This window comes from Paenibacillus alba, from assembly GCF_013204855.1.
In the GTDB taxonomy this organism is placed as follows: Bacteria; Bacillota; Bacilli; order Paenibacillales; family NBRC-103111; genus Paenibacillus_E; species Paenibacillus_E alba.
The window spans coordinates 146857-160174 of record NZ_JABMKZ010000008.1 but is presented as its reverse complement, the minus strand read 5'-3'; the positions used below and the strand labels follow the sequence as shown (position 1 = coordinate 160174).

At 42.1% G+C, this 13318-nt stretch carries 11 protein-coding genes; all 11 read right to left on the bottom strand.

Features of this window, described 5'->3' with window-relative positions; translation table 11 throughout:
- Positions 1-148: 148 nt before the first annotated feature.
- The gene (locus HQN90_RS13715) at positions 149-970 is read right to left on the bottom strand and encodes a PhnE/PtxC family ABC transporter permease (protein WP_173219167.1); all 822 of its coding nucleotides are present in this window, start codon (positions 968-970) and stop codon (positions 149-151) included.
- Between the two features lies 1 nt (position 971).
- Positions 972-1757 carry a PhnE/PtxC family ABC transporter permease gene (locus tag HQN90_RS13710; RefSeq protein ID WP_173219163.1) on the bottom strand — a complete coding sequence of 262 codons (786 nt, stop codon included), beginning with the start codon at positions 1755-1757 and terminating at the stop codon, positions 972-974.
- A complete protein-coding gene (gene phnC, locus HQN90_RS13705) occupies positions 1747-2571 on the bottom strand; it encodes a phosphonate ABC transporter ATP-binding protein (protein WP_173219160.1) in 825 nt (274 codons plus the stop codon). The genes HQN90_RS13710 and phnC overlap by 11 nt, the downstream gene beginning before the upstream one ends.
- 38 nt (positions 2572-2609) lie before the next feature.
- Positions 2610-3671: a phosphate/phosphite/phosphonate ABC transporter substrate-binding protein gene (locus HQN90_RS13700; protein ID WP_173219158.1), complete on the bottom strand. Its 1062-nt coding sequence runs from the start codon at positions 3669-3671 to the stop codon at positions 2610-2612.
- Between the two features lie 38 nt (positions 3672-3709).
- Positions 3710-4849, bottom strand: coding sequence for a phosphonoacetaldehyde reductase (locus HQN90_RS13695; RefSeq protein WP_173219155.1), 1140 nt, complete (start codon positions 4847-4849; stop codon positions 3710-3712).
- Entirely contained in the window at positions 4846-5658 is an 813-nt protein-coding gene (phnX, locus tag HQN90_RS13690) for a phosphonoacetaldehyde hydrolase (protein ID WP_173219375.1), read from the bottom strand. The genes HQN90_RS13695 and phnX overlap by 4 nt, the downstream gene beginning before the upstream one ends.
- 283 nt (positions 5659-5941) lie before the next feature.
- Complete coding sequence (locus HQN90_RS39590; protein WP_173219152.1) at positions 5942-8326, bottom strand: helix-turn-helix domain-containing protein; 2385 nt, start codon at positions 8324-8326, stop codon at positions 5942-5944.
- A gap of 131 nt (positions 8327-8457) precedes the next feature.
- Positions 8458-10029, bottom strand: a complete 1572-nt coding sequence (locus HQN90_RS13680) for an ABC transporter substrate-binding protein (RefSeq protein WP_173219149.1) — start codon at positions 10027-10029, stop codon at positions 8458-8460.
- A gap of 73 nt (positions 10030-10102) precedes the next feature.
- Positions 10103-10978, bottom strand: coding sequence for a carbohydrate ABC transporter permease (locus HQN90_RS13675; RefSeq protein ID WP_173219146.1), 876 nt, complete (start codon positions 10976-10978; stop codon positions 10103-10105).
- Positions 10979-10992: 14 nt separating this feature from the next.
- Positions 10993-12063, bottom strand: coding sequence for an ABC transporter permease (locus HQN90_RS13670; protein WP_246362326.1), 1071 nt, complete (start codon positions 12061-12063; stop codon positions 10993-10995).
- 189 nt (positions 12064-12252) lie between these two features.
- Complete coding sequence (locus tag HQN90_RS13665; protein ID WP_173219142.1) at positions 12253-13182, bottom strand: metallophosphoesterase family protein; 930 nt, start codon at positions 13180-13182, stop codon at positions 12253-12255.
- Between the last annotated feature and the right edge of the window lie 136 nt (positions 13183-13318).

The window sequence follows — 13318 nt, the reverse complement described above, 5'->3', positions numbered from 1 at the left end:
AAGAAGAAAAATGTGTAGCTTCATGGTACACTACCTCATCTCGGTTTGAATAGAGCGAATATTATTCTTTATGCAACAAAGTTACATCGATAGAAAAACCGTCAGGGAATTCCCTGACGGTTTTATCTGATGACGAGTATGCACATCTTTACTTTTGAACCCTTAATTTCTTCTTAATCCTTCCAGCTATTAGTTCCAGCAGGATGGCAAACGTCAAAATGAGATAGGTAATAGCTCCGATTTCCCTCACATCATAATAATAGGAGCTGGCCATAAACATATCAAACCCAATTCCTCCTGCGCCAGCGGCTGCTCCCATGGCCAGCGCTACGGAGAAATTGATCTCAAATCGCATAAACGTCCATGAAATCAAATACGTGATCGACGACGGCAGAACGGCTTGGAATACGATTTGAACCCAATTAGCGCCGCTTGCCTTTAACGCTTCAATGACCCCTTTATCTAACTCCTCGAAAGATTCCGAATATGTTTTCACAAGATAACTGACAGAATGGAACGTCATGCCGATGACTGCAGCCACGCTTCCCAATCCCGCAGCAACCGCAAAGATCAATACCCACAAAACAGTTGGAACCGCTCTAATAAAAGCAACTACACCTTTAACTGCAATGGAAAGTGTAGGATTGGATAGATTGGTGGCGGCCATTAAGCCGAGCACCAAGGCAATGACAGCGCCGAATAACGTCGTCAGAAATGCCAATCCTAAGGTGATACATAAATATTTAACCGCCTCTACAAAGGTTATGTGATGTAAGAGCGGCTGAAAGAACATGGTTTTAAGCGTATGGGCTGTCAATATGACAGCATCTAGAAACCGAATGTCCTTATAGTCAAAAGTTACGAATGCAAGCAGCGTTAATATTACGATTGACACCAACGTCAACCGGATCACCATCTTTTGTTTGTTGAACGGCTTCTTCATTTTCAGCTCACCTATGGTCATGTCCATTTTACAAGATCACCTTCCTGATATAGGTAGATACCGTTTCTATGACAAAGATAGCAAGGACGAGAACAAGGACGATTAAGGATGCAGCGCTGAAATTAAGACTTTTGTAATACAAGCTGAAAAGAAAGCCAATCCCCGTGCCAGTCAGAATGCCTATTAATGTGGCCTGACGGATGTTCGTTTCCATCATGAACAAGATCCAACTGATCAACTGTGGAATACAGGCTGGAATCACAGATTGAGAAATGATGGAAAAATAGCCCGCTCCCGTTGATCTTAATGCTTCAACAGAGCTGCCGCTTACTTCGTCAATCGACTCTGTGAAGGCGCGGGTCAAGAAGCCGAAGGAGCCAAAGAATAGCGCGAAGTATCCAGTCAGGACATTTTGACCGAAAGAAATGAGCAATATCATCGACCATGCGGAAACATCAATGTTGCGAAACACTGTCGCGATCGATCGACTTACAAAACTGAACACGCCACCTGCTCCCGTCGTATGGGAGCCTGCAATAGCGAATATCAAGGCAAACAAGGCTGCCACAGCGGTTGCCGCAATAGATACAAGTACCGTCTCGGAGAGACTACTCATAATAACGGGAAGCCGTTTCAACGACTTTTCGTTCGGATAAAAATTGTTGAATGCCCATTCGGCCGCTTTGGGTATAGAAGTGAAGCCTTTAAAGACGTTATAATTCGTTATGAGTATGGCGATTAGTGTTATGGCAAGCAAGAAAGCGCAGTATAACAACGTTTTCAATCGCTTTCTGGCAAAGAAATTATGTTGCATAACTGCCCTCCAGGTCTTTCAGTTCTTTCAGGTCTTTCAGGTCTTCCAATTCCTCTTGATGCTCATGAATCTCTGAACCATAAATTCTGGCTAGCTGCTGGCGATGGATCCCGCTCGGATGACCGTTGTAAACGATCGTTCCCTTGTTCACACCGAGTATCCGGTCTGAGTATTTCAGTGCTGTATCCACTTGATGCAGGTTAACGATAACCGTGATGCCCATCGTGGTAGAAATATTACGCAGATGATCCATGATTACCTTGGAGGCATTGGGATCTAGGGAAGCAATCGGTTCATCGCAAAGCAGCATTTTGGGATTCTGCACAAGCGCTCTGGCAATCCCAACCCTCTGCTTCTGCCCACCGCTCAGTTGATCACACCGCTTATAGACCTGCTCTTCTAGTCCGAGTGTTCTCAAAATGGTCAAGGCTTGATGCTTCTCCTCCTTGGAGTAAAGCCCAAAAACCCCTTCCAGTGTCGACTTGTAACCAAGACGCCCGTGCAGCACATTTTCGATGACAGACAGTCTATCCACTAAATTATAATGCTGGAATACCATCCCCATCTGGGTTCTCAGCCGTTTCAACTCGCTCTTCTTACTTGCCAAAATATCGACGCCATGAAAGCGAATTTCTCCACTGCTTGCATCAATCATACGGTTAATACAGCGAAGCAATGTGGACTTACCGGCCCCTGAGGGACCGATAATCGACACAAACTCGCCTTCTCTCACAGCGAAATTAACATCAGTTAGCGCTTTTGTATCCGTACCATATTGCTTGGATACCTGCTTGAATTCCAATAGCATTGTCATGGCTGCTCCTTAATCGGTTTCACGCGTTGTCATACCACTTAGTTGTAGAGCGTTCTGATTGGATTGAAAAACGCATCATCCACGGTAAGGAACTTTTCTTTGCCGGTCTTTTGCTTGAACATGCCTGGATCCTTCGAGTCTTTAGGCAGGAAGATCAGAGGGTTCTTCGTTACCGCATCAGCTGTAAATGCATCCTTTAATTTCTTCGTGTCCTCTGCGCTTACCGTACCTGTGTTAATAACAAATGGTTGATTCAGTACCGGCGTAACGGAAATGAGCTCGAATTCTTTGCCAACCAGTGTATTGAACGGTTCTGCCGCCCCTTGCTTTACTTTGTATACCGCACCAGGCATGTTTGCCGTCCCTGAGCTGAGCTCGATATAGTTAGCCACGCAAGTATCGCAGAAAGCAGCTACGTCAGCCTTACCCGTCAACAAATTAACAGCGGAACCTTGGTGTGTTCCTCCAAAAAGTACATCGCTAAAAAATTTATCCTTGCCGCCTAGAATTAAATCATCCGCGGTCAAATTCTTATACTTTTCTTTTTTGTTAAAGAAGGTCAGGATTCTGCCAGAAGGAACTTTAAAGCCGGAAGTAGAGGAATTGGATACGAACGAAAACTTCTTGCCGGCAATATTTTCAATGGAGTACATGGTGCCGACTTTATAGGCATCGCCATCGCCTTTGCGCACGTTTAACCAGCTATTATAAACAGCATCATCCAGCGTTCCGGACTCCCCGCTCTGAACGACTAGCGGTTGGACCTTCTTATTCTTGGCATTCGCTTCGACATAACCTTGCGCTCCCATATAAACAATATCCGCACTGCCGCTGGCAATAGCTTCAATAGCGATCGTGTAGTCAGTCGTCGTTTTGTGTTCTACCTTTTTCCCTGTTGCGGCTGCAACCACTTTGCCTATTTCGTCCCGTGAGGTTTTCATATCTGCACCGGATTCATTGGGGTACCAAGCGATAGTGATGGTATCTTTGGTCTTTACCGCTTGCGTGCCATTCTGCGCTTCTCCGGCTTTCATACCGCAACCTGCTGTTACAGCAACCAAAGCTAAAGAAATCATGAGCGTTAACATCTTCTTTTTCATAATTAAAATGCCTCCCTATTAATTATAATTTTATATGACTATAATAACGAAACTAGCATCCGTTCAAGATCTTCAGGGGATATTTCAACTGGATTATTATCCATTCTCCCCTTCGTATACGAGTGAGACACAAGCTCGCGGATGCCTTCGACTGTAACGCCATATGAGCTAAGGCTGCTCGACAACCCGTATAGGCTATACATACTCCGAATGAGATTGTCCACTTCGTCCACGTTCGCTGCTCCAAATGCACGAAGCAGCTTATCCGGTTCTATTAATGCATCCAGATTGTGTCTCAAAACCGCAGTTAACGTGATGCTGGCAGCGATGCCATGATCGATGCCATAGAGCATTGTAAGCGGGTAAGATATGGAATGGCAGGCAGTCGTTCTCGTATTGCTGAAAGCCAATCCGGCCAGCAGACTTGCCAAGGACAACTGCGCTCTCCAGGCCGCATTATCCGGCTGTTCGATTAACAAGGGGAGCGTTAGCCGAATTCGCTCAATCGCTTGCAGCGAGTAAACGCGGGTAATTGCGTTGGTATGAACGGACCAATACGCTTCCGTTGCATGGCACATTGCATCGAGCGCGGTAGCAACGCTTAAACGCAGCGGCATCGTAACCGTCAACTCTGGAAGAATCAAAGCTGCGCTTGCGTAAAGTTTCTCATCAGAAACGGAATATTTGCAGCCGTATTCTTCGTCCCATACGGTTGCCCAGCAGGTGACCTCTGACCCTGTCCCCGATGTTGTCGGTATCCCGATCCACGGCGCTAAGTGCGGCTCCTCACGGTAACGCTCACTTGTAATCGCTTCTCGAACTTCGGCTGCTGTTTGCAGCGTCATGTGCTGCAAAGCCGACAAGACTTTGGCTGCATCCATGACGCTGCCTCCGCCAATGGCCACAATAAGTTCATACTGAAAAGGCTCAATCTGCTGTTTCAGCTTGAAGATATCTACCACATTGGGATTGTTCAAGGTCACTTCAATCAATAAAGTTTCCTTCTTGGAGATTGCGTTCAAGACAGGCTGTAAACAATCACTCTGTTCCACACCCGCTCCTCTTGTAAGCAACAATACTCTCTTGACATCTGCATAACGTTTGTTAAACAACTCAGCAAATGCTTCCGCCGATTCTGCTCCTAACGAAACAGCTACTGGATTATAAAATTGGTTCATTTCATTCCCCTCTCCAAGCCGCTGCGTTCAAGTTCCTCAATGACAGCCGGAAGCTGAGTGATTGAACCAATGATATAGTCTGCCCCTGCTTGCTCAAACGTTAGTCGCGTTTGATTCATTCTTTCAGCGAGTTCATCCGTATGCATACTCTCGACTTCAGCTTGTGTTAAGCCAAGCTCGCTGCTTCCTTGTATAACTGCGACCGTCCAAACGCCAGCATTCCTGCCTTCTTGAATGTCGGATACGGTATCCCCAACCTTGATAACAGATTTCGGAGGATAAATGCCAAGCTCCACTAAGTTCTGCAATATCATATAGGGATAAGGCCGTCCTGCCTTTACTTGATCAGAGGCTACCATGAAATCTGGCGAATACCCCTTCCGCTTTGCTTCCGGTACGATAACTTCCATCATGCCTGAGGTATAGCCGGTCGTCGATCCGATGGCAATCCCCGCATCGCGAAGCTTTCTCACCGTTTCTAAAGCTCCGGGAATCGGATCCGTATACTGTTTCAACGACTCCATCAAAATGGCTTCGAATCGAACATAGAGACGATCAATATCTTCCTTGACCGCTTGCTTGCCAAACGCCGCTGTCCAAACGCTATTCACCCTTTCCATCTGCAAAATAGCTTGAATATGATCCCATTTCAGAAGGCCCATTGGCATTCTTGCTTCCCGAATCGTGATCGGTACCCCCGCTTCTTCAAAAGTTTGAATAAATGCATGCATCGGCGCGAAGCAACCATAATCAATCACGGTTCCGGCCCAATCGAAAATAACTGCCTTTATACGTTCCTGATAACTCATCATGACTCCTCATTTCTAGGTGGCTTTGATATTTCCAATTATAAAACGATATAAAGCAAACAAGCAATACTTTTTGCGATAATTTACGTATTATTAACAATAATATGCTGTTATATGCTGTTTTTTACACTGAGAAAACATAATAAAAACGCAAGCCAGGATAAGCTTGCGTTTGTGATCGAAATATTAGGGAATTCCACTCGCCGTCTGGGAAGCCTGATCGGCATGCTTGTTGGCGGAAGCACATACCGCCAATTCGCTGTCGTCGGCGGCCTTCTTCAATTTATGATCCATATCCGTTATCATACACCTTGTTTTCACTTGTCGTATTCCGCAATTTGTATTCAGACGTAGTAACCCCATACTTCGTCTTAAACATCTTATAAAAATAATTTTGATTCTCCCAACCAATTAAATCCAAAATCTCGGCCACGTTCGTATTTGGCTTTGTAATAAGTTCTGCTGCAATACTCAATCGATAATCCATTAACCATTCAGCAATGGCTTTGCCGTGAACATTTCGAAATATTTTTCCCAAGTGATACTTGGATAGGTTCAAGAGTAAAGCAATACTATCCTGACATAATGATTTATCCATATAGTTGGATTCTATGATTCCAATGACTTTACTTACAATCTGCTGATTTCGGTTTACCTTGGAATCCACCATACTTTCGGCTATTTGACGAATAAGCACATGGAACTCAGCGTTGATTTCTCCAATAGTTTCCATTCTACTAATCATACGAACGAAAGTACTATATTGAATGTTGAACGTGGTTGGTCCGTTTACTTCAATTTCTTTGATCCGCTTATAAATAATAAATGTTAAATAATATAAGTAGCTAATGACAATATCGTAGGAATAATGATTCAAATAGGCGACAATCTGTTCATAGGCTTGAATCGCTTCCTCATATTTTCCATATACAAGAAGTTCGTCAAATGTTTTTTCCAGCTGGAGCGGCGGCCGGAAGTCATCCGTTTTCATGTGCTTTAGCTTATCCGATGAGATGATCGATCCTTGTCCGAAAATGAACCTGTACTTAGTAAACTGAACGGCTTCTTGATAAGAAATAGATATATCCTGGAGTTGTTTAACCGAATACCCGATTACGCCTGTCACCGAAAGTTTTAGATTGCTTTGGATCCAGTTTTGAAGTTCCGCAATGATGAGACTAATATCTCGAAGCTGTTTCTCATAGGATTCGTCGGAAGCTTCCAGAATGAAGACAACTTCATCTCCCAAATCAACAGCACAATTATGCGTGGAGCGCGACGCTATTTCTTCTGCTGCATTCCCGATCGCATAACGAAAGAGTTGTTGATCTGCGGCGCTGTAAGTTCTCATAAATTGCTCATAACGGTCAATCATTAAAATAACGGCAAAATGGCGCTTATCTGCTAGCAAATCGATGTTAAACTGATCCAAACGGGATTGAAGGTCAGCGGGGTTATCATCCAAAGAATTGCCGACCAGTCTTCGCATAAATTCCTTTTTTTGAGAATACAACGCAATCTTATTGTCACTCATTAATAATTCGTTCTGCTGAATAGTTTTTGAAATGATATCGCTTAAATAGCCAATATCATCCTCATTTCCAACCAAAGACGGAGAACGATGCAGTTCCGAAACTTTACCCACCAAACCGCGAATAGGAGAATACAAGCGTTTGGATACATAAAATACAATGAATATCCCTGGAATCAAAATCCCTAAACAAAAAGCAAGCGTAATCCAGCCAAGCCGCTCCATATCATGAAAAATAATCGAATAAGGAACAATATGAATGAACTTCCAATTCAAAGCATCGGATGTTACATAGGTGATCAAATGTTTCTTTCCTTGAATTATTGTTGTAAAAAAAGCTTCCTTGCCCTTGCCGCTTTCTTCGATGGGTTTGAGAACAGCCGCTTTCTCCTCCGCCGATAATTGCTCCATGTTGTCAAGAATCAGTTGTTCGTTCTCATCTAGTATCCATGTACTTCCTTGATTCTTTCCGCTTGAGGAAAGAGATTGAATTAATGCTTTCAAGTAATCCACTTTCACGTTGACAATAATGGCGCCCTTTACGCGATCTGCTCTATCCTCATATTCATAGAAAATATAAGTCAGGACACTCATTTTCTGATTGCTGTCAATATCTTTCCCATCGGCCGAAATATAGACAGGGATTTTTCTGAATACAGGGTAAAACTTCCCTCTTGTTGCCTGCTTTTTCTGATCAATAATAGAAACTACGCCATCATCAAAAAAAGAATCCTTGATATTGCTGGATTGAAGCCAAGTCGAATAAAAATGGTTGCTCGTTCCATTAAAAACATAGACGGAATGAACGAATTGATTCGCGTTTTTCAACTTGGATACATCTTCCAAAGCCTCCTGAATATCTGCATAATCATTGTTCACACCATACATAACCGATTGTACGCGATTATTGGTCAACAAAGAAATGGCGAACGTTCTCGATGCTTCGTTCAAATAGGTAGCACTGTAGCTGATTTGTGACAACGCATTCGAATTAGCGCCAGAAACGAAGTTCACGCCAATCTTTTGAAAATTAACGTATAAGATATAGGAAAGCGCCAGTAAGATACAGATAAATACAAGCGTAAATGAAGTAAACATACGAATAAACATAGAACGAGGCAGTTTTATCTGGCTCACGAGCGCTAACCTCCCAATAATCCTTGTACATGCTATCATCTAGCAAACCAATTAAGTTGAATAGAATAGTCCGCTTTATGGAAAAGCAACCGCTCACTGGCTTGTATAAGCAATGAGCGATCATCTAACTCTTATTTTTTGTTTGCCTTGCGCCATTCATCCAGTTGTTTTTGGGCTTCTGCGATGACTTTATCCAGTCCTGCTTTCTTAAGTTTATCGTTAACTTCGGCTATGATTTTCTCCGGGTCGGCAGATCCAGAACTTAGCAGCGAATTCGTTACGCCGTTGTACTGTTTAACAATTGCATCGATTTGGGCCATCTCGGTTTTAATCGGTTCACGATTTAAAACAAAGCCGATTAATGGGGAGGTAATCGCTTCTTTGTTCACCTTAATCGTTTGGTCCCATACATCTTTAGGCTGCCCTGGACGAAGGAACATATGAAACTGGCTGCCGAATTCCCAGTCCGTACCTGGATTATATCCGCCATTTGGCAAGGATTCAATGGTTCTGTCATCCACTTTCTTGTAATGCTTGCCTTCCATGCCTACACATAATAACTGATATAATTCTTTATCCGTGAACAATAGATCCAGATACATCATCGCGCGTTCAGGATTTTTGGAGTTTTGGTTAATCGCGGTCAGCGATGAAATTAAACTCGTATTGGAAACGTAGGATGGACTTAGTTGAACATCGGTTACATCAAATCCTGCCCATCCTTTTGTATCGCCTTCATTGCCGGGCTTTACTGCTCCGGCTAAGAACATGCCATACTTGCCTGTCTTTTGTTCAGCTTTATAATCTTTAATGGTAGCTGCGTCTTTGCGAATGTATTCTTTGTTATACCACTCGCGATTCAATTTAACATGTTCCATCGTTTCCGGAAGTTCATACAAGTTCTTAATCTTAAAATCATTATTTTTTACATTAATCACAAGCGGATTGGTCGTATCTCCCGTAACGGCGTCATAAACGAGTCCAGTATCCATTCTCGAAAGAAACTCTGTGGAAATCGACACACCGCTCATCGTAGGTACAATACCAGGCTCATTTCGCTTCAGCTTTTCCAGAAATGGCTCCAAATCCCGGAACGATTTGATCGCTGTTTTATCCAGCTTATACTTATCGGCTAAATCTTTTTTGATTGAATATCCTTTCATTGTAGCCATGATCTGATAACTAGTAATGCCATATAGCTTGCCATCCACACGCGCCCCATCAAAAAATGCCGCAGGAATCGTTTCCTTGATATGCGTACCATATTTACCCAGAAGATCGTCTAACGGCAGGAAAGCACCCTTCGCAACATTGTTATAAAAATTATTTGTCCATGAAGCTGTGTACGTTAAATCCCAATCCTCGCCCGCTGAAATAATCACTTTCATTTTGTCGTCGTAGTTGCCCCAGTCAATGGTGTTCAATGTGATTGTCGTGTTGATTTTTTCTTTGGTAATTTTGTTCATGGCATCAACAACAGCTTTTTCATCTGGCTGCGGCGTGCCGACTCTGTAGATGATTAGATTCACAGGAGCAAGCTTAGCAGGACTAGACGCTTCTGCCCCGATTTTCGAACTCGCAGCCGGCGAAACCACAGCAGTAGGCCCTTCCGTTTTTCCACTGCTGCATCCGCTAAATAAGGATACTGCGCATACAATCGAAAATGCGCTTCCAGCTACTTTTCTCTTGCTCTTCATTTTCATGTGTTCGTCCTCCCCTGGATCATGCAATTTGGTATTATTTGAATCCTTACGGTATCAAACCAACGTTAAGCGTCTAACCTTTAATGGATCCGACTGTAATTCCTTTGACAAAAAATCGTTGAAAGAAAGGAAAAATGAATAACATGGGACCAGCGGCAACTACCGCCAGTGCAAATCTAGCCGACTGACTCGGCAAAAGGATAGTAGAGGTATTTCCTATTGAAAGCGCGCTATTTAAAAAATCAATGTTAGACATGATCCGATAAAGCAGTAGTTGCAAACTGACGTATTTGCCTGTATCAATAAACAATAAACTTAACCAATAATCGTTCCAATAGATTAATACTGAGAACAAGGCTATCGTTGCTAATCCTGATTTGCTAACTGGAATAATAATGGAGAAAAATACACGATATTCGCTTGCACCATCCATTTTCGCCGATTCAATTAATGCAAATGGGATCGTCGACATGAATCCTTTCATCAACAAGACTAGAAAAGGGGTTACGACATATGGCAATATGAGTGCGAACGGTGAATCCTTCAAATGCAAAATTCGCGAGATGAGAATATACCATGGCACCAAACCGCCGCTGAACAAAAGTGTAAAAAAGATAAAAAATGAAATTTTATTCGCTAAAAAGAAATCTTTTCTACCTATCACATAAGCCACCATAGCTGTGATCATGATGCTTAGCAAAGTTCCAGTTACTGTTACAAAGATCGTAACCACATAGGAATTGATAATCTGTTCAGGATTCTTAAAAATGAATTGATACGCTTCCCATGTGATAGAACTCGGAAATAAGGAATATCCTTTAGTAAGTATCGTATTTTCATTCGTAAATGACGCAGTGAGAACAAGTACAATTGGAATGATGCATGCAATCGACGATAACAATAATACAATGTGAATAATGAAGAGACCCATGCGCGATTTGATGATCATTGAGAAGAACCTCCTTAGAACAGGGCGTTTTCTTTACTAACCCTTCGAATGACGAAATTTGTAAGCAAGATTATAATGAGACCAACAAAAGATTGATAGAAACCGGCAGCCGATGCCATGCCAATATCTCCATTGACCCTCAAAGCTCTAAATACAAACGTATCAATGATATCTGTCGTTGGATAAAGCAGGGTAGAGTTCATTGTAACGTTATAAAACAGATCAAAATTCCCAAAGAAAATACGGCTTATTTGAAGCAGCACGAGCAGAATCATTAAAGGTTTCAACAAAGGGAGGGTAATTGACCATATTTGCTGCCAAATGCTTGCGCCATCCATTTCTGCCGCTTCAAAATATTCAGAATCAATGGATATAATAGCCGTGTAATAGATAATGGCGTAATAACCCGCATTTTTCCATAAATTAACTAACATTAAAATGTAAGGCCAATATTGGGACTCGTTATACCAAAGAACAGGCTCCTTACCGAACCAGGATAATATCGTGTTTAGAAAGCCATGACTCATATCCAAAAAAGCAAGACATACATAGCTCACAATAACGAATGAGATAAAATACGGGAAAAATAACGCCGTTTGATGGAATTTAATGAATTTTTTCGATACTTGATTTAGAAGCAGGGCAAGAATAACGGAGACAATTAATGTTGAGAAAATAAAAGCCATGTTGTAGAGCAAAGTGTTTCGAGTAATGACCCAAGCATCGCTGGAAGTAAAAATAAATTCAAAATTTTTAAAACCACTCCATGGACTGTGGAGAATACCGTCCCTGTAATTATAATTTTTAAAGGCGACTATCAGTCCGTATAAGGGAATGTAGTTGAAAACAAGAACAAAGATGCAAGCAGGCAAAGCTAAAACCAGCAACTGATGAGTCTGTCTGATCTTCATCCAAAAAGCAAGAAGTTTATGCGCTGTAGAACCTCCTCTGACCATTGAAGTTTCAGGTACTCTCTCCATGTACAACACTCCTCGTTTCGTATTTACCCTCCAGGTCTGCTGCACAAGCAGATTGTTTTTTGGTGTGACCTTATCATAGCTCCTATATCCATCTTTTCTAAACATCAACTATATTGTTTTTCTATAATTCGGTGTGTAAAAACGAGCGATTTCTACAGAAACGAGCAGATCAACGATTATAACTCCAAGCTGTGATCGTAGTATTATTTGCATCCAGCATTTTCCTTATAAAAAACACGGCGTTTACCCCCACATTCTAAGAGTAAACGCCGTGTTTCGTTTATTGTTTTTATTTTAAAACTTCAACTGCCTACTTGATATCTTCGCCGATACCACATGACCCGCATTTGCATTACTGTGCCCGATTACGTTCGGATCGGGGCCGACGTACGTTGATTCTTTTCCCTTTATCGTCAAGAGCCCGGGCTCCAGTGTGATGATCGCATAAATGGGTTCTTCATAGGGAACAGATTGTCTGAGAATCGGATGCTCTTCCGTAATTTCCTTTGAATACCGAACGGAATTGAACTCGGGCCCCAAGTAGTAATAAGAAATACTGTTCATATGAATGAAATAAATATCATCGATTACTTTGACGCCATCAAGATGATTATGGCCATTCATGCAAGCAATCACTTTTCGGAAACCAGCTGATTGATTGGCTTCTCGCAAAATCTCACGAAGTTTGCCGCTGTTATGAATACCGACGTTCATCCCAACATCCTTTTCTTCCAAGCTTTGGTGGCTGAACAAAATCGTAGGTTTGTCTGTATGGGACAAATCCTCCTTCAGCCACACTAACTGTTCATCCGTAAGATTATCGACGGCATCACCGTGCTTAAAATAATTTCCGAACGAATAATCAACATAATGATCATCCGTTCGGAAAAAATTGGCATCCAAAACAACAAAATGGTAGTCGCCGCAGTCAAATGAATAATAGTTACGCTTCATGCCAAGATAGCTCATAATCGACTGTTTATCACAGATATCCATGTCATGATTGCCTAGCACATGATAGTTAGGCCCGTCAAACTGTTGCCAAATGCCAAGAAATGATTTGTTTTCCGGGACCGGGAAGCAAAAGTCTCCCAACTGGATAATAAAATCTAAATCCTCTTTGTTCGACTGATCTATAAATTCTTGAAGCCGATCGCTTGCTTTATACATCAAATCCTGATGAATATCGGTCATTAACCCAAATCGAATTCGGTTACGTTCCATACATATTCCCCCAACAAGTTGATTTAGGATGCACAATCAAGGAGTACAGCTACTGGATTATAAGATTGGTTCATAGTTCTAATTATACGTGAAAAAAGCGATAATTCAATCGTTTTTGCTATATTTTGCATACAAT

What these genes read in the sequence shown, in the direction of transcription:
- HQN90_RS13715 (WP_173219167.1), bottom strand. Translation starts at nt 970, where the DNA reads ATGGACATGACCATAGGTGAGCTGAAAATGAAGAAGCCGTTCAACAAA.
- HQN90_RS13710 (WP_173219163.1), bottom strand. Translation starts at nt 1,757, where the DNA reads ATGCAACATAATTTCTTTGCCAGAAAGCGATTGAAAACGTTGTTATAC.
- phnC (WP_173219160.1), bottom strand. Translation starts at nt 2,571, where the DNA reads ATGACAATGCTATTGGAATTCAAGCAGGTATCCAAGCAATATGGTACG.
- HQN90_RS13700 (WP_173219158.1), bottom strand. Translation starts at nt 3,671, where the DNA reads ATGAAAAAGAAGATGTTAACGCTCATGATTTCTTTAGCTTTGGTTGCT.
- HQN90_RS13695 (WP_173219155.1), bottom strand. Translation starts at nt 4,849, where the DNA reads ATGAACCAATTTTATAATCCAGTAGCTGTTTCGTTAGGAGCAGAATCG.
- phnX (WP_173219375.1), bottom strand. Translation starts at nt 5,658, where the DNA reads ATGAGTTATCAGGAACGTATAAAGGCAGTTATTTTCGATTGGGCCGGA.
- HQN90_RS13680 (WP_173219149.1), bottom strand. Translation starts at nt 10,029, where the DNA reads ATGAAAATGAAGAGCAAGAGAAAAGTAGCTGGAAGCGCATTTTCGATT.
- HQN90_RS13675 (WP_173219146.1), bottom strand. Translation starts at nt 10,978, where the DNA reads ATGATCATCAAATCGCGCATGGGTCTCTTCATTATTCACATTGTATTA.
- HQN90_RS13670 (WP_246362326.1), bottom strand. Translation starts at nt 12,063, where the DNA reads ATGTTTAGAAAAGATGGATATAGGAGCTATGATAAGGTCACACCAAAA.
- HQN90_RS13665 (WP_173219142.1), bottom strand. Translation starts at nt 13,182, where the DNA reads ATGGAACGTAACCGAATTCGATTTGGGTTAATGACCGATATTCATCAG.